Origin of the sequence: Veillonella parvula, from assembly GCF_032577575.1 — a bacterium.
Classification (GTDB): Bacteria; Bacillota; Negativicutes; order Veillonellales; family Veillonellaceae; genus Veillonella.
Genome location: NZ_JAWFVO010000003.1, coordinates 433,371 through 454,638 on the forward strand (window position 1 = coordinate 433,371; position 21,268 = coordinate 454,638).

The 21,268-nt window shown below is 41.0% G+C and carries 16 protein-coding genes; 10 read left to right on the plus strand and 6 right to left on the minus strand.

The window, feature by feature from the left end; all coding sequences use genetic code 11:
- Nucleotides 1-14: 14 nt before the first annotated feature.
- From E7K77_RS07715 to cysK, 5 genes are all read left to right on the plus strand, one after another.
- Complete coding sequence (locus E7K77_RS07715) at nt 15-1,625, plus strand: CTP synthase (RefSeq protein ID WP_004695015.1); 1,611 nt, start codon at nt 15-17, stop codon at nt 1,623-1,625.
- Between the two features lie 9 nt (nt 1,626-1,634).
- A complete protein-coding gene (locus E7K77_RS07720; protein ID WP_008602389.1) occupies nt 1,635-1,850 on the plus strand; it encodes a hypothetical protein in 216 nt (71 codons plus the stop codon).
- Nucleotides 1,851-2,039: 189 nt separating this feature from the next.
- Nucleotides 2,040-2,603, plus strand: coding sequence for an alkyl hydroperoxide reductase subunit C (ahpC, locus tag E7K77_RS07725; RefSeq protein ID WP_004695016.1), 564 nt, complete (start codon nt 2,040-2,042; stop codon nt 2,601-2,603).
- A gap of 493 nt (nt 2,604-3,096) precedes the next feature.
- Entirely contained in the window at nt 3,097-3,546 is a 450-nt protein-coding gene (locus E7K77_RS07730) for an RrF2 family transcriptional regulator (protein ID WP_008602390.1), read from the plus strand.
- A gap of 15 nt (nt 3,547-3,561) precedes the next feature.
- On the plus strand, nt 3,562-4,497 hold the full coding sequence (gene cysK / locus E7K77_RS07735; RefSeq protein ID WP_024061368.1) for a cysteine synthase A: 936 nt from the start codon (nt 3,562-3,564) through the stop codon (nt 4,495-4,497).
- A 275-nt stretch (nt 4,498-4,772) separates the two neighbouring features.
- Here the strand turns inward: cysK and E7K77_RS07740 are convergent, their stop codons facing one another.
- The 5 genes from E7K77_RS07740 to dapF form a co-directional block, all read right to left on the minus strand.
- Nucleotides 4,773-8,531 (minus strand): subtype B tannase, encoded by a 3,759-nt coding sequence (locus E7K77_RS07740; protein ID WP_325306122.1) that lies wholly within the window; start codon nt 8,529-8,531, stop codon nt 4,773-4,775.
- A gap of 454 nt (nt 8,532-8,985) precedes the next feature.
- The gene (locus E7K77_RS07745; RefSeq protein ID WP_325306121.1) at nt 8,986-10,980 is read right to left on the minus strand and encodes a PTS fructose transporter subunit IIABC; all 1,995 of its coding nucleotides are present in this window, start codon (nt 10,978-10,980) and stop codon (nt 8,986-8,988) included.
- Between the two features lie 33 nt (nt 10,981-11,013).
- Nucleotides 11,014-11,928 carry a 1-phosphofructokinase gene (gene pfkB, locus E7K77_RS07750; RefSeq protein WP_325306120.1) on the minus strand — a complete coding sequence of 305 codons (915 nt, stop codon included), beginning with the start codon at nt 11,926-11,928 and terminating at the stop codon, nt 11,014-11,016.
- 28 nt (nt 11,929-11,956) lie between these two features.
- The gene (locus E7K77_RS07755) at nt 11,957-13,354 is read right to left on the minus strand and encodes a Na+/H+ antiporter NhaC family protein (protein WP_325306118.1); all 1,398 of its coding nucleotides are present in this window, start codon (nt 13,352-13,354) and stop codon (nt 11,957-11,959) included.
- A gap of 1 nt (nt 13,355) precedes the next feature.
- Nucleotides 13,356-14,189, minus strand: coding sequence for a diaminopimelate epimerase (gene dapF / locus E7K77_RS07760; protein ID WP_004695030.1), 834 nt, complete (start codon nt 14,187-14,189; stop codon nt 13,356-13,358).
- Nucleotides 14,190-14,507: 318 nt separating this feature from the next.
- Between dapF and ptsP the strand changes: the two genes are divergently transcribed.
- On the plus strand, nt 14,508-16,235 hold the full coding sequence (gene ptsP / locus E7K77_RS07765; RefSeq protein WP_155085940.1) for a phosphoenolpyruvate--protein phosphotransferase: 1,728 nt from the start codon (nt 14,508-14,510) through the stop codon (nt 16,233-16,235).
- A 138-nt stretch (nt 16,236-16,373) separates the two neighbouring features.
- Entirely contained in the window at nt 16,374-16,634 is a 261-nt protein-coding gene (locus tag E7K77_RS07770; protein ID WP_215675767.1) for an HPr family phosphocarrier protein, read from the plus strand.
- Between the two features lie 92 nt (nt 16,635-16,726).
- Here E7K77_RS07770 and E7K77_RS07775 read toward each other — a convergent pair whose 3' ends face one another.
- On the minus strand, nt 16,727-17,005 hold the full coding sequence (locus E7K77_RS07775; protein ID WP_004697521.1) for a metal-sensing transcriptional repressor: 279 nt from the start codon (nt 17,003-17,005) through the stop codon (nt 16,727-16,729).
- A gap of 330 nt (nt 17,006-17,335) precedes the next feature.
- Between E7K77_RS07775 and E7K77_RS07780 the strand changes: the two genes are divergently transcribed.
- The 3 genes from E7K77_RS07780 (at nt 17,336) to argH (ending at nt 21,031) form a co-directional block, all read left to right on the plus strand.
- The gene (locus E7K77_RS07780) at nt 17,336-18,142 is read left to right on the plus strand and encodes a transglycosylase domain-containing protein (protein ID WP_058948111.1); all 807 of its coding nucleotides are present in this window, start codon (nt 17,336-17,338) and stop codon (nt 18,140-18,142) included.
- Nucleotides 18,143-18,392: 250 nt separating this feature from the next.
- A complete protein-coding gene (locus E7K77_RS07785; RefSeq protein WP_278467655.1) occupies nt 18,393-19,604 on the plus strand; it encodes an argininosuccinate synthase in 1,212 nt (403 codons plus the stop codon).
- Nucleotides 19,604-21,031, plus strand: a complete 1,428-nt coding sequence (gene argH / locus E7K77_RS07790; RefSeq protein ID WP_278467658.1) for an argininosuccinate lyase — start codon at nt 19,604-19,606, stop codon at nt 21,029-21,031. The genes E7K77_RS07785 and argH overlap by 1 nt, the downstream gene beginning before the upstream one ends.
- Nucleotides 21,032-21,268 lie beyond the last annotated feature (237 nt).

Sequence of the window (21,268 nt, forward strand, 5' to 3'; positions counted from 1 at the left end):
AGGTGGGAGGCATCATGGCAACTAAGTATATTTTCGTAACTGGCGGCGTTGTTTCTTCTCTTGGAAAGGGGATTACAGCAGCATCTTTGGGTCGCTTACTAAAAAACCGCGGTTTCAATGTAACGATTCAAAAATTTGATCCATACATTAATATCGATCCTGGTACGATGAGCCCTTACCAACATGGTGAAGTATTCGTAACAGATGACGGCGCCGAAACGGACCTTGATTTGGGGCATTATGAACGCTTTATCGATATTAACCTTAGCAAACGTTCTAATATTACAGCTGGTAAAGTATATTGGTCTGTAATCAATAAAGAACGCAAAGGTGATTACCTAGGTAGCACTGTACAAGTAATTCCACATATTACAAATGAAATTAAACAAAATGTTTACCGTGTAGGTAAAGAGGATAATGCTGATGTAGTTATCACTGAAATCGGCGGTACTGTAGGTGATATTGAAAGCTTGCCATTTATGGAAGCTATTCGCCAGGTGAAAAAAGAAGTAGGCCGTAACGATGTACTTTACATTCACGTTACGTTAGTGCCTTACATCAATGCCGCAGGCGAGTTGAAAACAAAACCTACACAACATAGTGTAAAAGAATTGCGTAGCATTGGTATTCAACCAGATATTTTGGTATGTCGTAGTGAGAAACATATCTCTGATGATATGAAAGAAAAACTTGCTTTGTTCTGCGACGTAGAACCTGAAGCAGTTATTGAAAATCAAACTTGTAGCTCTATCTATGAAGTGCCATTGATGATGCAAGATCAAGGTCTTGATGATATTGTTATCAAAAAGTTAGGTCTTGAAGATCGTCCATGTGATATGACTGCATGGAAAGAAATGGTTCATAAGATCTTGAATCCTAATAAAGATATTACAGTTGCTATCGTTGGTAAATATGTAGCGTTGCATGATGCGTATTTATCCGTAGTTGAAGCTCTAGATCATGCTGGTATTGCTACAGGTACTAAAGTGAATATTCGTTGGATTGACTCTGAAGAACTTGATGATACTTCTGTAGATCCTAAAGAGGTATTTGAAGGTGTTGAAGGTATCATCGTGCCTGGTGGCTTTGGTTCCCGTGGTGTAGAAGGTAAAATTCGCACAATCCAATACGCTCGTGAAAACAATATTCCATATCTTGGCCTATGCCTTGGCATGCAATCTGCAGTAATGGAATTTGCTCGTAACGTATGTGGCATGGAAGGAGCAACCTCTAGCGAATTCGATGAAAATGCTAAGTACAAAGTAATTGACTTGATGAGTGATCAAGTTGATGTAGATAAAAAAGGCGGTACAATGCGCCTAGGTATCTATCCATGCAAAGTGGAAGCCGGTACGAAAACTCACGAAGCTTATGGGGAAGATTTGATTTATGAACGTCATCGTCATCGCTATGAGTTCAACAATGAATACCGTCAACAATTGACTGATGCAGGCCTTGTAATTTCCGGTACATCTCCAGATGGCCGTCTTGTTGAAAGTATTGAAGTAAAAAATCATCCATTCTTTATTGGTACACAAGCACATCCAGAACTTAAATCTCGCCCAAATAATGCACACCCATTATTCCGTGGTTTCGTAGATGCAATCTTAGAACTAAAAAAATAGATTAAAGCGATGGAATCTATTTTATCTATTATAGGTTTATTTATATTAGCTGCACTCAAACTAGAGCAGTTTGTATATGGTAAATCGGGAAAAGAACAATCTATAACTGGTCACATAGCACGGAGAGGGCTTGCTAATATAGCGGGTTTAATAGCTTTTGATCACGCTACTGTGAACAGTAAGTCTGTTGTAGTATGTAAAAAGAAGAAAGATGCTCAGAAATGAGCATCTTTCTTCTTTTTTTTGCTTACATCGAAAAAAGTTGGAAAAATATATCGATAAATTTAAAAATAATGCTTGCAATATTGAATGATATTTGTTATTATATAGACAAAGATAGATATAGATGCGGTGTTAAGTACACCAATATAAATATATTCGTTACATATGGAACTCAAATAAGGAGGACATAACATGTCTATTATTGGTAAACAACTTCCTGAATTTACACTTGATGCTTTCAAAAAACCTGAATTGGTAAAAGTTAGCACTGCAGACGTGTTGGGTAAATGGTCTGTATTCGTATTCTATCCAGCAGACTTCACATTCGTATGCCCTACTGAGTTGGAAGACGTACAAAACTCTTATGCAGAGTTGAAAGAATTGGGTTGCGAAGTTTACTCCGTATCTTGTGACTCCGAATTCGTTCACAAAGCATGGTCTGATGCTTCTCCAAGCATTAATAAAATCGAGTACTACATGTTGGCTGACAAAAAACATGAATTAGCTGATTTCTTCGATGTATTCCAAGAAGAATCTGCTATGGCTTACCGTGGTACATTCGTAGTAGATCCAGAAGGCTTCGTGCGTACAGCAGAAATTCATGATATGGGTATCGGCCGTTCCGCTGAAGAATTAGTTCGCAAAGTACAAGCTGCTCAATTTGTAGCTAAACATGGCGATCAAGTGTGCCCTGCACGTTGGAAACCAGGTAAAGATACTTTGAAACCAGGTCTTGATCTTGTAGGTAAAATCTAATTAAGAAACTTATACTTAAATGCTAGAGTAATCTAGACAACTCCTCAAATGACATAAACACGGGCGCGCATCGTTTTCCTGACGATACGGTAAGTCCCAATACCAGATGAACCCTCTCCAATTCATCATGGTAAACCTCATATAACAAACTACAAACTATACGCAAAAGGACTGGCCTTCGGGCTGGTCCTTTTGTGTTATAAGATTATTCTTACTTCGTTGTGTTGCGAGTTAACAAAAGTATAATAACTTGAGCTTTCTACGAGGCAAGTTATTAAGTTAAAATATAGGATAAACTCAATAAATATAGGATGAGTAGATATCCCTTTATAAAAGTAGGAAATAAGTTCTTGCATTTTTATAGTGAGTGGTCTATAATGAAATTAATTCCTATTAATGTGAAAGGTTTTATAAATAGCTTTATAAATATAATATAAGCACTTTTTAATATGGGTGTGTTTAACACTAACGTTTACAAAGAAAGGCAAGATATATGAGGATTTCCACAAAAGGTCGTTATGCATTGATGGTTCTCATCGATTTGGTAGAGCAAGGGCAAGATAAACCAGTTTCCTTGCGATCTGTGGCAGAACGACAAGGCATATCTGAAAAATACCTAGAAGGTATCGTAGCTCGTTTAGGCGCTGCTAACCTAGTGGATAGTATCCGCGGTAAATACGGCGGATATCGATTGTCTAAAAGCCCTAAGGAGTACACAATTATTGAAATATTGCTTGCTACTGAGGAATCGATGGCTATCATATCTACCCTTGATGAAGGGGTGAGTACTGATACAGTAATCAACGAACGCACCGTTGGTTTCTGGGCAGGCTTACAAAACTATATTCATGATTATTTAGAAAACGTAACCCTACAAGATGTAATTGATGGGACTTACGCAAAACTTGATACAAAATATGATAATTGGGATGGTTCTATTTAATAAGGAGTGACCACTATGTCTAAAATTGCAAAATCTTTTGTTGAATTAATCGGTAAAACACCATTATTAGCTGCTACACGTTTTGGTAAAAAATATGGTGCAAACGCTAATATTTTCGCAAAATTGGAATACTTCAACCCAGGCGGTTCCGTAAAAGACCGTATCGCAGCAGCAATCATTCAAGCTGCAGTTGAATCTGGTGAATTACAACCAGGCGGCACAATCGTAGAAGCTACATCTGGTAATACTGGTATTGGCTTGTCTGCTGTAGGTGCTGCGCTTGGCTATAAAGTTGTAATCGTAATGCCTGAAACAATGTCCATTGAACGCCGTAAATTAATGCTTGGTTATGGTGCTCAGCTCGTATTGACTGACGGTTCTCTTGGTATGAAAGGCGCTATTGCTAAAGCTAAGGAAATCGTAACGGCTACATCCGGTGCTATTGAAGCAGGTCAGTTCGTAAATCAAGCTAATCCTGCAATTCACTACAGAACAACTGGTCCTGAAATCTGGCAAGATACTGATGGTACCGTAGATATCTACGTATCTGGTGTTGGTACAGGCGGTACGTTGACAGGTGCAGGTCGCTACTTGAAAGAACAAAACCCTGATGTACATGTGGTTGCCGTAGAACCAGCAGATTCTCCTGTATTGTCTAATGGTAAACCAGGCCCTCATAAAATCCAAGGTTTAGGTGCTGGCTTCATTCCAGATACATTGGATACTAACATTTACGATGAAGTAATCCAAGTTTCTAACGAGGATGCTTTTGCTACATCTCAAGCTTTTGGTCACACAGAAGGCGTATTGGTAGGTATTTCCTCTGGTGCTGCGCTTTGGGCGGCTCAAGAATTGGCAAAACGCCCTGAAAATAAAGGCAAAAATATTGTAGTAATTCTCCCTGATACAGGCGAACGCTACTTATCTACAGCATTGTTCCCTGAAGTTTAATCGCCTATCATGGTGAAAGCATAATAATTGCTTTTACCTGGCTCAAACACATAGATGCCCCCTGTATTTTACAGGGGGCATCCTTTTTTGATTGAATTCTTTTATTATTATAATAGGGTGATGTACTGATTAAATAATGGTGCAGATTATTCATAGTCGGAGAGGGACTTTCACAATAACATTTATAATTGAATACACAAGAAAATTTATAATTGTATATGAAAAAGGAACTACTAGGTAGCTCCTTTAGTATTTTAGTATGTATTTAATTGTGATTATCTACCGTTTTTAACGATATTATCCATCCAGTTGAATAATTCTTCTAAATCGTAGTCACCAGAGTGATCTACATTAAATGGTGTTGCCATATCTACTCTGTACCCAAGGTTTTGAGCACGTGTACCTACGATTAAAGGAATTGCAACAGATGTATTACTGTCGGCTGTGCCATAACGAATACGATAGAATCGTGCATTTGTCGCAGCAGGAGAACCAAGATAGTTCATTGGGTTCATCATAGTAACGATCTTAGCATTTTCTACGTATACATCTTGGTTAGCTGTTGAATCGTGTAATGCAGCAGTAATGGTAAAGTGATTATTATCTGTAGTACTTGTACCAAATAGATTGTTTTCACCTGTATCATTAGCACGAGAGTCAAAGGCACCAGGCGCTTTTGAGCGACTTACAAAGTGGTTATATGCTTCCCAGTTAATGTCTTTGATGGCCCCTGTTTTATTATCTCGTACAAGGTATGTATGCTTGGATAAATCAGTACCTTGAGCTGCTGCTTTATTAGCGGCAGCAACGATAAACTCTTTTACATAGTTTTTGAAAGTCCCGTTACCATTCTTGTCGAGTTTTAGTATACGACCTAGAGAGTCACGTAATTGTAAGTTATTTACGTAATCAGGGAAGTGTTCGCTGAGCATTTTAGAGTATGATAAATCGTCTGTATTCAAGTTTACACGTTGCATCGTACGTTGTGGTGGAGCAGAGTTACCACCTACATTAGCTTGTGGTAATTCGCCTTGGCCCATAGTTACTTTGTTAAAAGATGTGATACCGTTATAGCTCCATTCGTAAGCCATATCTGCCGCATCAAGGTTAGTGATAGGGGCATATGCGGATGCTGCGTATACATTAGTTGCCGCTGTAGCTGCACCTAATGCTTGTAAATATGGTTGGAAGTCGGAGCTGTTACCAGTTGCACCTTGTAATAAGGATACACCACCGCCTGCACTTGTACCATTTGTGATAATGCGGTTTGCATTACCTGGCATAGCGGAATCGTTAGCGTGTAAGTAAGCTGTAGCCGCTTGTAAGTCAACGATTACTGCAGGGGCCTTACCGATAAAGTTGCCATCGGAAGCTTTATTGGTACGACCACGAGTAGATGGGGAAGCTACTACATAACCACGGGATAATGCATAAAGAACACTGTTAGGTTTTCCATTTTCCATCTTAGGCGTCATAGCCTGGCTCGGCATGTAACCACCTACTGCATTTGGCATGAAGATAGGGGCTGTTTGGGTATTGTAACCATTGATTGTGCCGTTGTTGAAATATTCCTCTGGTACATAAATGTTCATGTATTGCTGATCTATGTCGATTGGATTAGCCACGTAAGGGATATACTCGAAGGCGCGATATTTAATTTCCTTATTATCTACTGTGGTAGACATGGATTCATAATTTTTCGCGTCGAAAGCAAGACTAATCTTTGCAGACGCATCAGCTTGCAATGGGGGTTCAATTGGTTGGGAGAGAATATTTTTCTCTTCTGTAACAGGAGAGCCTTTTGTGGAAGCTTCATTACGAGCATTTACATAAGATTGTGGTAATTTACTTTCTTGAACCTGTTTAGTCTCTGCCTCAGATTTAGCTTTTGCTTCGGCTTCAGATTGAGCTTTAGCCTTAGCCTTAGCCTCGGCTTCAGCCTGAGCTTTAGCAGCAGCATCTGCTTCTGCTTTAGCTTTTGCCTCAGCTTCAGCTTGCGCTTTAGCAACAGCGTCCGCTTCTGCTTTAGCTTTTGCCTCGGCTTCAGCCTGAGCTTTTGCTGCAGCTGCCGCTTCTTCTTTTGCTAGTTGTTCAGTAGCTAAACGTTCTTGTTCTTCTTGGATCGCAGCTTGTCTTGCAAGTTCCGCTTGTTTAGCAGCAATACGTTCTTGTTCCGCTTTTATAGCAGCTTCGCGTTCAGCTTTAGCTTTCTCGGCCGCGATACGCTCTTGTTCAGCTTTTAAAGCGGCTTGCCGTTGAGCCTCAGCTTGTTGAGCCGCAATACGTTCTTGTTCTGCTTTAATAGCTGCTTGCCGTTCTGCTTCAGCTTTAGCGGCAGCTTCAGCACGTTGGCGAGCTGCTTCTTCAGCCGCTAAGCGTTCTTCTTCAGCCTGTTGAGCGAGGATACGCTCACGTTCAGCTTTTAAAGCCGCTTGGCGTTGAGCTTCAGCTTGTTGAGCCGCTATACGTTCTTGTTCTGCTTTAATAGCCGCTTGACGTTCAGCTTCAGCTTTAGCGGCGGCTTCAGCCTGTTGAGCGAGGATACGCTCACGTTCAGCTTTTAGAGCCGCTTGGCGTTGAGCTTCGGCTTGTTGAGCAGCGATACGTTCTTGTTCTGCTTTAATAGCAGCTTGGCGTTGAGCCTCGGCTTGTTGAGCTACCACACGTTCTTGTTCCGCTCTAATAGCCGCTTGACGTTGAGCTTCAGCTTGTTGAGCGGCTATTCGCTCTTGTTCCGCTTTAATAGCTGCTTGGCGTTGAGTTTCAGCCTGTTGAGCGGCAATACGTTCTTGCTCCGCTCTAATAGCCGCTTGGCGTTGAGCCTCAGCTTGTTGAGCGGCAATACGCTCTTGTTCAGCTTTAATAGCCGCTTGGCGTTGCGCTTCAGCTTGCTGAGCGGCGATACGTTCTTGTTCTGCTTTAATAGCGGCTTGACGTTGCGCTTCGGCTTGTTGGGCCGCAATACGTTCTTGCTCAGCACGTAAAGCCGCTTGACGTTGAGCCTCGGCTTGTTGAGCTGCAATACGTTCTTGTTCCGCCTGTTGCGCAGCAATACGGCGTTGTTCCTCTTGGATACGAATGCGTTCTTGCTCTGCCGCTTGACGGCGTTCTTCTGCAATACGGGCTTGCTCAGCTTGTTGAGCCGCAATGCGTTCCTGTTCAGCACGTAAAGTAGCTTGGCGTTGAGCCTCTGCTTGTTGAGCCACCACACGTTCTTGTTCTGACCGCAAAGCTGCTTGCTGTTGGGCTTCTGCTTGTTGTTGTGCTTGTAGTGACGCTTGGCGTTGTGCTTCAGCTTGTTTTTGAGCAAGTTGTTGTTGATCAGCTTGTGATAAATTTTCTTGTTGGGATGCTTCTTCAGCGGCTAGTTGAGCTAGACGCTCACGCTCAGCTCGTTGAATATCTCGAATTGTAAGTCTCTGTTTTGCCACCACGGCTTTTGTTACTGTAGTATTTGATACAGTTAATGGAGCTATGGATTCTTGTTGAATAATAACAGGTGTACGCTGTACTTGTGTAGTTTGTACTTGTTGCTTACCATCCACTGGTTTCTCTATAGTAACAGGTTCAGTTTTTCGTTGTACATTTATCAAACTGTGCATTGCTAATGTAGGCTCCATGACAGTCTTTGTATCTTTATTGACAACATACTGAGGTTGAGTTTGAACCTGTTGTTGAGATTGCATTGGTACTACTTGTTGCGGTACTGCTTGCAATGGTGTAACTTGTTGAGTTTGTACAGGGCTAACCGTTGCTGGTTGCATCACGTAGGATGGTTGAGGTTGTGCCATCGGTGGTGTTTGTTGTTGTACAATGGTAGCCGGTTGTGGTGTAGTTGGTAAGACTGGCTGAGTTGCCATTGGTTTCACGACTGGAGTTACTACACTTGTAGGACTCTGTGTCGTTGATTCAGCACTGGTACTCGTACCTACTAAATCATTCATGTTAAGTATAGGCTCTGCATGGGCAACACCACCCAGCGCAGCTGCGGCAAGAAATGCAGCAGTAACCTTACAATTTTTGGATGATTTCATGAATTAGCTCTCCGAACTAGATTTCTAATAATAATTTATAATTTTAAAGTTTAAAGTTAATTAATATTTATATAGTTTAACATAAATCAATGTAATTGTACAATTTTGAGGATTTGCTTCCACTTTTGAAAGTAGTTTTGATCATGAATTATAAAATAATATTAATTATTTTTGAATATAAGAAAAGGACTAGATCACGTATACTTCTGAACTGTTGTTCCAAAACTGTGTCCAATTTTAGGGCAGTTCAGAATACGTATATTCTAGTCCTTTTACTATATCTACTGGTGTGACACCAGCTTTCACCATCGATAAGAGTCATTAATCAATTAGTCGCTAAATGTTAACTATTAGTTACTAACCGCTAATCGTCGAAACTCATCATAAACAATCAACAATCATCAGCCATCAATCAATCATATATAAGTTATAATTGAAGATTAATTTTAATGGTCTATTTAGTGATACTATTTTTTAAGCTTGGTTTTACAAGTGCTAAGATGAAGCAAGCCACGACGGAACCGATTGCGATGGACGCAAGGTATAGTAGTGGATTACCAATTGTTGGTACTACAAAAATGCCGCCGTGTGGAGCGCGTAGTGTGCATTCGAAGAACATAGATAACGCACCGGCTGTACCAGCACCGATGATGCAGGCTGGCAATACGCGAACTGGATCGGCTGCTGCAAATGGGATGGCACCTTCTGTGATGAAGGAAAGGCCCATGATGTAGTTAGTGATGCCAGATTTGCGTTCAGCCTCTGTGAAGCGGCTAGGGAAGAATGTAGTACAAAGAGCGATTGCCAATGGAGGAACCATACCGCCTGCCATTACAGCAGCCATGATACCGTATTCGCCAGTTGCAAGAGCACCAGTACCGATAACATAAGCCGCCTTGTTTACAGGGCCGCCCATATCAACGGACATCATAGCACCAAAGATAAGACCTAACAATACGCGACTAGTAGTGCCCATGGATTGCAAAGAGTCCATTAACCAGTGGTTAAGTGCGGATACAGGAGGATTGATGATAAAGGTAATAGCGATACCGATGAATAATACGCCAAGTACAGGATAGAAGAGAACCGGTTTTGTACCTTCTAAGGCTTGAGGCAAACCAGATACTAATTTCTTAACTAATAATACTAAATAACCTGCTGCGAAACCGGCAATCAATGCGCCTAGGAAACCAGAGCCACCTTGGTTAGCTAATAAGCCACCAACGAAACCAGCTACAAGACCTGGACGGTCCGCAATACTCATAGCGATGTAACCGGCTAATACGGGTAACATGAAGCCGAAGGAAGCGCCACCGATTTGCATTAAGAAAGCCGCAAGAGGTGTACCGGAACCAAAGTTTTTAGGATTCGCAGGATTGAATACATCGAATAAGAAGGCGAGGGCAATTAAGATACCGCCACCGATAACGAATGGCAACATGTGAGATACGCCGTTCATCAAATGTTTGTAGATTTGGCGACCGAAGTTATCTGCCGCATCGAATGCTGCTACTGCGGCATTTTTGTCAGATGGAGAAGCGTGGTATACAGGTGCTGTACCAGCCATAGCTTCACGCAATAATTCTTCCGCTTTATTAATGCCATTAGCTACCTTAGTTTGAATCATAGGTTTACCGTCAAAACGTGCCATTTCTACTTGGCGATCGGAAGCTACGATAATGCATTTAGCATGTGCAATTTCTTCTGCTGTAAGAGCATCTTTAACGCCAGAAGCACCGTTCTTTTCTGCTTTTAAGGAGATGCCCATTTCTTTAGCTTTGCGTTCTAAAGATTCTGCAGCCATGTAGGTATGTGCGATGCCAGTAGGACAGCCTGTAACAGCTAGTACATCATAATACGGGTTATCTACAGAAATCTTAGGTGCCACCTTTTCAATTGCTTCTGTAGCCTTCGCTTCGATAGCGCCAGTAATACCGGTTGCTTTTTGATCCTCTGCTGTTTTGATAAACCCTTCTACAGATGGATCAAAGTTGCCTTGCTCTTTAGCTGTTACGAGTTCCAAGAAACGTTCTACAGTTGGAGCTGCGATAAGAGCTTCTTTGAAATCAGGGTCAATCACCATCGTTGCTAAATGGCTCAATACCTCTACGTGAGTGTCAGCCGCACCTTCTGGAGCTGCAATCATGAAGAATAGGCGGGAAGGTTGACCATCAAGCGCTTCAAAATCTACACCGTTAGGCACGACCATAGCGGCTAGGCCTGCTTCTTTTACGCCTGCAGATTTAGCATGCGGTGTGGCAATACCGTCGCCAAGGCCTGTAGAACCAGACTCTTCACGAGCGAACACTGCTTTTAAATATTCTGCCTTGTCTGTCAAGTGGCCGCCTTTGTCCATCAATTCACCTAAGGTGTAAATGGCGTCAGCCTTTGTGACAGGATCTGCATTCAACAGGATAGATTGCGGTTTTAATAAATCAGTGATTTGCATATGTGTACTCCTTGATGCAAATAAAATATAAAATTATTTAACTCGTACTTGTGAAAGTAGTGTTTCTACTTCTTCAAGGGTTGCGAGGTTTTCAGAGTAGGCAGAGGCAGATCCACTGGAGATGCCCCAGTAGAGCGCCTCTTGTAAGTCACCCGTTTTTTCATAGCCCGTAATAAAGCCAGCTACCATGGAGTCGCCAGCACCCACGGAATTCACGAGAGTTCCTTTAGGGGCAGGACTTGTATATACAGTGCCGTCAGCAGACACCAAGATAGCTCCATCACCAGCCATAGAGATGAGTACGTGTTGTGCACCTTTCTCTTGCAATGCTTTGGCAGCTTCTACAAGATCATCCTTTGTAGCGAGAGTGCGACCAAAGATTTCGCTAAGCTCGTGATTATTTGGCTTAATTAAAAATGGTTTATAAGGTAAGACTTTTGTGAGCAGATCTTTTGTCGCATCGACTACGATGCGAATATTTTTATGTTGTAAGCGCTCCATAATGATTTCGTACATATCGCTTGGTAGACTAGAAGGAATGCTGCCAGCAAGGATTAAGGTATCCTTTTCGGTCAATGCATCAAGCTGTTTGTATAGCGCTTCTAATTCGTCGGCACCGATGATTGGGCCGCGGCCGTTAATCTCTGTTTCCTCATCAGAGGCCTTTACCTTAACATTGATGCGGGTTAATCCTTCGCGAAGTCGGATGAAATCTTCTTTTACGCCGAAGTTCTTGAGTTGTGTTACGATTTCTTCGCCTGTAAACCCTGCGATGAAGCCGAGTGCTGTCGTATCCATGCCAAGATTATTGAGCACGATAGATACGTTGATACCTTTGCCGCCACCGAGAACGTATTCTTGGATGGTGCGATTAATAGTACCCGTCTTGAGGTGATCAAGGCGCACGATATAATCGAGAGCTGGATTAAAGGTAATGGTATAAATCATACAATTTCCCCTTTTGAGATAATACTAATTAGCGTATGATTGGTTGATCTTGCTTCCGTAATCGTAACCAATAGATGAGTGGTACTAGATATAGGAAGAAGGCAAATGGTACATAACCTGTTGAACTTGTACCCATCATGACAATGGGCACGTAGGCAGCGATATTCCATGGTTGTAATGGAGCGATGAGAATGCCACTATTTTCAAAGTCTAGCATTACATCTTCGTCTTGAATACCTTGCTGTGCGTAGGTAATACGCATAATAGAGTGCGTCATAACTACCGCAATAGCTTGGCTGCATCCAACCGCACCTGTTAAGAAAGCAAGACCTACATTGGCAGCAAATACATCGCTCCGTGTTTTAGCTCGCTCTAACAGTTGTCGTATATCGTTCCAGAAGCCAACCCCTTCGAGCATGCCTGAAATGGCAGTAGCCATAAAAATTGAAAGGGTAGGGATAAACATCGTTTGCAGACCGCCGCCATGAATGATATTAGCTAGTGGATTATAGTGCGGTAGTTCAAAGCCTGTTAAGGTATACCATCCCAACTCTGAGAGGCTCGCATCCTGATTGGTATAGGCTAGAATGGCCGCCGCTAATGCACTGAGTCCGATAGGCCAACGGATAGATACTTTCAAAGGCAATAGACCAATGACGATGATGACTGGAATCCATAATGTCCAATCGATATTGAAAATAAAGTGAATTGTATCGGATAGTAAACTATTTTCGTAATTGAGTGGGTACCACTGAGATAGTAATAGATACAACACTGTAGAGATGATGAGTGCTGGAATACCATCTTTAAACATAATGGGAATATTCGTCGATACCTTTGTATGGGTCAAGGCCGCTACAAGAGATGCACTAGAGGATAGTGGACCGTTTCGATCACCAAAGTAAGCACCTGCAATAATGGCACCAACTACGATATTTTCTGGAATACTTCCAGCTCTTGCCATCGTGATGAGTACGATGCCTATCGTTCCTACAGTGCCCAGTGCAGTACCTAACAGCATACTCACTATGGCTGTTATTAAAAAGGCACAGACGATAAAGATGGATGGATCAATTAAATCGATACCTGTGGCGATAATCATAGGAATAACGCCTGCTGCTTGCCACATGGCGATGAGCCAACCGATGAGAAGGAAGATTTGCATCACTATGATGGATGTTTTCGCACCTGTCCAAGATAGGTTTAATAATTCTTTTAGGGCATATCCTTTGCGGTAGAACACGTAGTCCATGATGCTCCATACGACAATCAAGGCATAACCAATAGCGATGCTATTGGCTACGGCTATGAGGATGACGAGAATGGATGCAAGTAGTCCCAAAAGGGGCTCTATATTCCGTGGTATGAGTGTGCGACCCTGTTGGTACCTTAGGAACGCATTTAATATAAGTTGTAACCACTTCATTTTAATCGATAGGAAGTTCTGTTTCGAAGACTTCCTCAGCCGGGCCTGTCATGAGCACCGTGCCATCCTCCAAGTATGAAATATGCAATGTTCCTAAATAGAGTTCCACATCTACTTCGCGGCCTGTTAAGCCCTTTTCAAAGGACATAGCGGCAGAGGCACAAGATCCTGTTCCACAAGCTAAAGTAGCGCCAGCGCCGCGTTCCCATGTGCGCACCTTGATGTGTTTGTCGTTTACCACTTCAATGTAGTTTACATTGGTGTTGGCAGGGAAGGCATCGTGCTTTTCAAGGATAGGGCCTTGTGTTGTAACAGGGGCTTTTGTAATGTCGTCGATGAATACCTCCGTATGAGGCACACCGAGCAATACAGAACTCACTGTTACGGTTTCACCGTTTACATTGAGGTCTACGTCGATAACCTTATCCATGTTTACATTCATAGGAATGTCTTGGGCCTTAAAAAATGGTTTGCCCATGTCTACAGTAACTTGTGTGACTATACCGTTTTCGATAGTCAATGTAGGCTTCATTACGCCAGCTAAGGTTTCAATGGTGAAAGTCTCCTTCGTTGTTTCACCGTGTTCATAAGCGTATTTGGCAAAGCAACGGATGGCATTACCGCACATTTCTGCTTCACTACCATCGGAGTTGATGATGCGCATGCGCACATCACAGGTTTCGGAAGGAACTAGGATAGCAAGACCATCAGCACCAATACCCGTGCGACGATCGCAAAGGCGGATGGCGAGGTCTGTGTAGTCTTTAGACGTCCCTTGTGGGTCGGCAAAGAGGATGAAGTCATTGCCGAGACCATGCATTTTCGTTAATTTCATAAAGTCTCCTATCAATAAGTAAGACTTTCACCATGAAGCCCATGAAAGTCTCATATGTTTATTATTATATATTCTATATTATAATATTATATCATAAATAGGTCCTAAGCATGGCATGGAATCGTATAAATTTATAGCAAAATAAAGGGAAAATAAGGAAAGCTTACAACGTTTATTGAGAGTTATAGTAAAACAAAAAATGCCCCATATGGGACGGTTATTTAAGGGAGTATAGGTATTTGGATTACTTTATTGTTTAACAGAGAAATGATAAAATAAAGAGTAATGTAGTTAATCGTAATAGAAAGAGGAACACATATGCGAATTCAAGGGATTTCTGGATCTCGTGGCGTTGCAGTAGGCAATGTATATAGATATATTCAAGAGGAAATTGTCATTCCTGATTACAATGTAACGGAAGACAAGGTAGAAGAAGAAATTGGCAAGTTTGCAACTGCTATGGCATCTACCTTAAAACAATTGGATACTATTCGTAAAAAAGCGTTGGATGAAATGGGGCCAGAAGAGGCGGCTATTTTTGAAGCGCATATGCAAATTGCTCAAGACCCATCCTTATCTGACGGAATTAAATCCCTTGTTGAGTCTAGCCATATGAATGTGGTAGCGGCTACGGCTCAAACAATTGAAACCTTTGCCAATATCTTTCTCGGCATGGAAGACGCCTATATGCGTGAACGAGGCGCAGATATTAAGGATATCGGTGATCGTTTGATGCGTAATATGTTAGGCATGAACCCTCGCGGTTTATCACATATTTCTGGCGAGGTTATCTTGGTGGCTCATGATTTGGCACCATCTGATACGGCATCCCTTGATAAAGCGGTAGTAAAAGGTATCGTTACGGCAGCAGGTGGCCCTACATCTCATGCGGCTATTATGGCTCGCACCTTAGAGATTCCTGCAGTTATGGGCGTTGGTGATATTGAAAGCTTTGCAGATGGCGATAAGGCAGTCGTTCTTGGTACGGATGGTATCGTGGAAATCAATCCATCTGATGCGGATTGGACGGAGTATACAAATCAAGCGTTGGCGTTCCAAGAAGAGTTAAAACGGTTGCGCGAATCCGCTAATCTTGAAGCTACTACCATTGATGGTCATCATGTAGAACTATTCGGCAACATTGGTAAGGCGAAGGATGCTAAACATGCGCTCACTATGGGCGCACAAGGTATTGGTTTGTATCGTACAGAATTCCTTTACATGGAAAATGACGAATTGCCTGCAGAAGAAATACAATTCGAAGAGTATAAAAAGGTAGCCCAAGATATGAAGGGGCAGCCTGTTATTATCCGTACCATGGACATCGGTGGAGACAAGGAATTGAAATGCCTTGATTTACCAAGTGAAATGAATCCATTCCTAGGATATCGCGCTATTCGTATATCCTTAAATCGTCCAGACATCTTTAAGGTACAATTGCGTGCCTTATTACGAGCTAGTGCGTTTGGTGATATTCACATCATGTATCCTATGATTGCTTCCGTTGAGGAAGTGAAGCAAGCGAATGCTATGCTTAGTGAATGTAAGGAGGAACTGGAGGCTGAGGGTAAGGATTTCAACAAGGATATCAAGGTTGGCATCATGATCGAAGTACCAGCGGCAGCTGTTATATCTCCAATTCTTGCTAAATATGTAGACTTCTTTAGTATCGGTACGAATGATCTTTGCCAATACACATTGGCAGTAGACCGTATGAACGAAGCAATTGGTAGCTTGTATCAACCATTGCATCCAGGTGTGTTACGTCTTATTAAGCACGTCATTGATGCTAGTCATGAACAAGGTAAATTTACAGGCATGTGTGGTGAGCTTGCTAGTGATCCTGTGGCGACCATGATTCTATTAGGTCTTGGCCTCGACGAATTCTCCATGACTGCTTCTTCGATTCCTCTTATTAAAAATATCTTGCGTTCTGTTTCCAAAGCAGAATGTGAAGAGGTGGCAAATAAAGCACTTACTATGGACACAGCAGAAGAAATTACAGAATACGCTAAATCTGTATTAGCTGAAAAAGGTTTACTATAATCCAGTTTTGCCTTAAATAGAATCATTATATAGCAAATAAGATGTAATATACTTGAATTGAAATACTTGATATTGATACAATATATCTATTAGAACGTATGAGATAGGCTCTGCCTATCGAGATAGAAAGAGGTTATCATGAAAGAATTAACAGTAGAAATTACTAACGAATCTGGTTTACATGCTCGTCCTGCTACAGCCTTCACACAATTGGCTGCTAAGTTTGCTTCTAAAGTGACTATTGCTGCCAATGGCAAAACAGCGGATGCTAAGTCTATCTTAACTGTATTGACTTTGGGTGCTACAAAAGGTACATCCGTTACATTGACTGCTGACGGTGCTGACGAAGATGATGTACTCGCTGCATTGAGCGAATTCTTAACAACTAACCACGATTAATATTGGGGTAATAAAAAGGACCCTACATTTTGAACTGCACCTCCCAAAATTATGTCTAATTTTTGGGTGCAATTCATTTGTAGAGTCCTTTTTTATTTACCCATATTTGCAAAGCGTTCTACAGCTTTTGTAAAGTCGCTAATGGTTTTTTCTACGTCACCATGTTCGATACCATCTCGTACGCAGTGGTTGATATGTCCTTCAAGAATTACTTGTCCTACTTTATGTAGTGCAGATTTAGCTGCATTAATTTGGCTCAACACATCTTCGCAGGGAATGTCTTCTTCAATCATTCGATCAATAGCTTGCACTTGACCTAAGATTTTACGCAATCGACGATGCAGATTTTCTGAATCCATACACTGTTTCATATTACTCCTCCATAGGCATGTTTTTATCATCTCATATATTATACTCTATTTAAAGTTTTTAATACAACTTAATAAGTATAACTAATATGCATTAATCGGTATTTATAGATATATAGTGTCGTGCCGTTATAAGATATATTAAATATATTTGTAGTATGAGTGGACGTAAAAACTAGTGTTTTACATATCTTCTTCTTGATTGATGTGATACAATACATTTAATATACTTTATATTTGTATATGTATATAAGGTATTGTATAGATGGCTAGATTATAAACTTATGTTTACATGTGTTTATATTACAGACCTTTAAGAAATAGGTGAAAGAAATGAAAGTATTTCGCTACCTTCGAAACCTAGTTGTATTCGTGGTGGTCATGATTTTGGCTATGTTTATATATGACGGATACCATAGCTTTCAAGGGACAAATCGTGAGAGTAAAGCTCATACACTTGTTGAAAAACAAATAGAACAAAGTGAAGACACGCTCAGTCGTACAGATCGAATTATACGCCTGTTTACATTTAGAGATAAAGTACAGATAGCTCTTAATCAACGTGTTTCAAAAGAACATTGGGTGAAAGGGGATGTTATTCCTGAGTATACAAAAAATGCATTAATTGCTATTGAGGATAAGCGGTATTATAAACATGGAGCTATTGATGTACTCGGTATTATTCGCGCCTTGTACACAAATACCATAGCAGGTGAAACGCTAGAAGGCGGTAGTACTATTACACAACAACTCGTAAAAAATCTTTTCCTTTCCTCGAAGCGCATTATGAGTCGTAAGGTGGAAGAGGCCATCCTCGCTAGTGAAATGGAACATTACTACTCTAAGGAAGAAATTCTAACTATGTATTTGAATACCGTATATTATGGCCATAATTATTATGGTATCTACGAAGCAGCTCACGGATACTTTGGGACGAGTCCCAGTCGATTAACATTGGGGCAAAGCGCTTTACTCGCAGCATTACCTAATGCACCGTCCTATTTAGATCCTTACACGAACTATGAAGGGGCTAAAGCTCGACAAAAGCTGGTGCTCGAACAAATGGTAGACCAAGGCATGATTACACAAGCAGAAGCAGACTATGCGTATGAACAGGACTTAGAGCTTGTGGAAGAATAACTTAATATATTTAATAAGCTATATCTGGTGTTCGATTACTAGATATAGTTTTTTATTAGTTCGGAAAAGAAATATATTATTAAAGTGAATAAAAATAATACTTGCATTTATAATTATACAGGTGTATACTATTTTTTGTCAGAAGGAGAAAATGCCTGTCGGGATAGAAAATACCACGGTGCTTTCACAATTATCTGATATTGTATTGATTATATGAGTTTAAATAGATAGTGGTTTATGAGGTGTTATCATGGGTAAAGCAAATAAAGTAGTACTCGCATATTCTGGTGGCTTAGATACTTCTGTTATCATTCCTTGGTTAAAAGAAAATTATGGCGCTGAAGTTATTGCTGTGTGTGTAGACTTGGGCCAACCTGAGGATTATGATGCAGTTGAGAAAAAAGCAATCAAATCTGGCGCATCTAAAGCGTACATCGTTGACGCTAAGGAAGAGTTTGTAAAAGATTATATTTGGCCTACAATAAAAGCTGGTGCAGTTTATGAAGGCAAATATTTATTAGGTACATCCTTTGCTAGACCTTTAATTGGTAAAATCCTTGTAGATATTGCTAAAAAAGAAGGGGCTGATGCAATCGCTCACGGTGCGACTGGTAAAGGTAATGACCAAGTTCGTTTTGAGTTGACTATCAAAGCATTAGCTCCTAACATGAAAATCATTGCTCCTTGGAGAGAATGGGATTTGAAATCTAGAACAGATTGCATGGAATATGCTGCTAAACACGATATTCCAGTTGTAGCTACAAAATCTCACCCATATTCTATGGACCAAAACGTATGGCATTTGTCCCATGAAGGCGGCGATCTTGAAAATCCAGCAAATGCGCCTAAAGATGATGTGTACTTGGTAACACATACTCCTGAACAAGCTCCAGATGAAGCTGGTTATGTAACTGTATCCTTCAAAGAAGGTGTACCTGTAGCTGTAGATGGTCAAGAAGGTACTCCATTACAAATATTAGAAAAACTCAACGAAATCGGTGCACACTATGGTGTAGGCGTTGTAGATATCGTCGAAAATAGATTGGTAGGTATGAAATCTCGTGGTGTTTATGAAAACCCAGGTGGCTCTATCATCATGTATGCTCACAGAGAACTTGAATACCTTTGCCTCGACAGAGCTACATACCACTACAAAGAACTCATTGCTAACAAATACGCTGAACTCGTATATGATGGCATGTGGTTTGCACCATTGATGAACGCATTACAAGCGTTTGTTGATGAAACTCAAAAAACTGTAACTGGTGAAGTAAAACTTAAATTGTACAAAGGAAATATCATTTCTGCGGGCAGCACTTCCCCATATTCCTTGTACAGCGAAGATTTCGTAACATTTGAAGAAGATGATGTATACGATCAATCTGATGCAGAAGGCTTCATTAACTTGTTCGGTTTACCTCTCAAAATTAATGCACTGATGAAAGAGAAAGCAGGTAAATAATGGCTAAATTGTGGGGCGGGCGTTTCACAAAAGGCACTGATAAAGCGGTAGAGGATTTTACATCCTCTATCGCTTTTGATGCGCGGATGTACGCCGAAGATATTGCAGGCAGCAAGGCACATGCGACTATGCTAGCAAAACAAAATATTATCTCCGACGCAGATCGAGATGCAATTTTAGCAGGTTTAGCAAAGATTAAAGGGCAAATCGATAAAGGGGAATTCCCATTTTCTGTAGCTCTTGAAGATATTCATATGAATATTGAAAAGCGTTTAACTGATGACATCGGTGAAGCGGGTGGTCGTTTGCATACCGGCCGTAGCCGTAATGACCAATGCGCAGTAGACTTGCACATGTACGTGCGTAAAGCTGTTGTGGAAATGGGTGAACTCATCGTAGATATGCAGAAGGCTCTCATCGAAACAGCTGAAAAGTATAGTGATGTTATCATGCCTGGCTATACGCACTTACAACGGGCTCAACCTGTATTGTTTGGGCATCATATGATGGCCTATTTCTCTATGTTGGAACGCGATTTTGATCGTTTGTTGATGGTATTCAAACATGCTGACATCATGCCACTTGGGGCCGGCGCATTAGCTGGTTCTACATACGGCATTGATCAAACATATACGCAAAAGCTTTTGGGCTTTTCTCGTATTTACGAAAATAGTATGGACGCCGTATCTGACCGTGACTACGTAGTTGAATTCTTGTCCTTTGCATCTCTAGTGATGATGCACTTGAGTCGTCTTAGCGAAGAGTTGATCTTGTGGTCTACCAATGAGTTCAATTTTATTGAACTTGATGATGCTCACTGCACGGGCTCTAGCATCATGCCTCAAAAGAAAAATCCTGACGTTTGCGAGCTGGTTCGTGGCAAAACAGGCCGTACCTATGGTCATTTGTTAGGCCTTTTAACAACTTTGAAAGGCTTGCCTCTTACATACAACAAGGATATGCAAGAGGATAAAGAAGGTATCTTCGATGCTATTGATACAGTACACTTCGCATTGTCCATTAATGCGGCTATGATTCGTGGTATGAAGGTCAATGGGGCTCATATGAAAGCAGTCCTTGATGACGACTTCTCTAATGCTACGGATATGGCAGATTATCTTGCGAAGAAAGGTGTCCCATTCCGTGAAGCCCATGAAATCGTAGGTAATGCGGTGCATCATTGCATCGAAAAAGGTTGTGTACTTCTTGATTTATCGGTAGAGGACTTCAAAGCAATCTCTCATCACTTTGATGCGGATATTCTTGATGCCATTTCCATTGAAGCTTGTGTTGCAGGTCGTAATAACTATTCTGGTACGGCTCCGGAGTGTGTGGAACGACAACGTAATAATGGCAAAGCTATTATCGCTACAGAAGAAAAACAAATTACTGAATGGAAACATATTATTGAATCCGTACAGGCATAAAAGTAGTGTAAGAATACATCAACAATAAAAGTAAAGAATAATTATCAATATAAATTTGAAAGTCTGAGATCGATATACATATAAGGATTTCATTAAGGGTCTAATATTGCCCATTATACTTATATGTATATCGATTTTTTATTTAAAAGCTAGACGATACCTATAAATCCCAAAATTCTAATTGATAATTCACTATTAAAATGATGCATTTGTGTGTACACATATAGTGGACTGTGA

Excerpts from the sequence above, each read along its gene's own strand:
- E7K77_RS07730 (WP_008602390.1), top strand. The coding sequence starts at position 3,097 with ATGAGGATTTCCACAAAAGGTCGTTATGCATTGATGGTTCTCATCGAT.
- ahpC (WP_004695016.1), top strand. The coding sequence starts at position 2,040 with ATGTCTATTATTGGTAAACAACTTCCTGAATTTACACTTGATGCTTTC.
- cysK (WP_024061368.1), top strand. The coding sequence starts at position 3,562 with ATGTCTAAAATTGCAAAATCTTTTGTTGAATTAATCGGTAAAACACCA.
- E7K77_RS07755 (WP_325306118.1), bottom strand. The coding sequence starts at position 13,354 with ATGAAGTGGTTACAACTTATATTAAATGCGTTCCTAAGGTACCAACAG.
- pfkB (WP_325306120.1), bottom strand. The coding sequence starts at position 11,928 with ATGATTTATACCATTACCTTTAATCCAGCTCTCGATTATATCGTGCGC.
- E7K77_RS07715 (WP_004695015.1), top strand. The coding sequence starts at position 15 with ATGGCAACTAAGTATATTTTCGTAACTGGCGGCGTTGTTTCTTCTCTT.
- dapF (WP_004695030.1), bottom strand. The coding sequence starts at position 14,189 with ATGAAATTAACGAAAATGCATGGTCTCGGCAATGACTTCATCCTCTTT.
- argH (WP_278467658.1), top strand. The coding sequence starts at position 19,604 with ATGGCTAAATTGTGGGGCGGGCGTTTCACAAAAGGCACTGATAAAGCG.
- E7K77_RS07775 (WP_004697521.1), bottom strand. The coding sequence starts at position 17,005 with ATGAAACAGTGTATGGATTCAGAAAATCTGCATCGTCGATTGCGTAAA.
- E7K77_RS07740 (WP_325306122.1), bottom strand. The coding sequence starts at position 8,531 with ATGAAATCATCCAAAAATTGTAAGGTTACTGCTGCATTTCTTGCCGCA.
- E7K77_RS07720 (WP_008602389.1), top strand. The coding sequence starts at position 1,635 with ATGGAATCTATTTTATCTATTATAGGTTTATTTATATTAGCTGCACTC.
- ptsP (WP_155085940.1), top strand. The coding sequence starts at position 14,508 with ATGCGAATTCAAGGGATTTCTGGATCTCGTGGCGTTGCAGTAGGCAAT.
- E7K77_RS07780 (WP_058948111.1), top strand. The coding sequence starts at position 17,336 with ATGAAAGTATTTCGCTACCTTCGAAACCTAGTTGTATTCGTGGTGGTC.
- E7K77_RS07770 (WP_215675767.1), top strand. The coding sequence starts at position 16,374 with ATGAAAGAATTAACAGTAGAAATTACTAACGAATCTGGTTTACATGCT.
- E7K77_RS07745 (WP_325306121.1), bottom strand. The coding sequence starts at position 10,980 with ATGCAAATCACTGATTTATTAAAACCGCAATCTATCCTGTTGAATGCA.
- E7K77_RS07785 (WP_278467655.1), top strand. The coding sequence starts at position 18,393 with ATGGGTAAAGCAAATAAAGTAGTACTCGCATATTCTGGTGGCTTAGAT.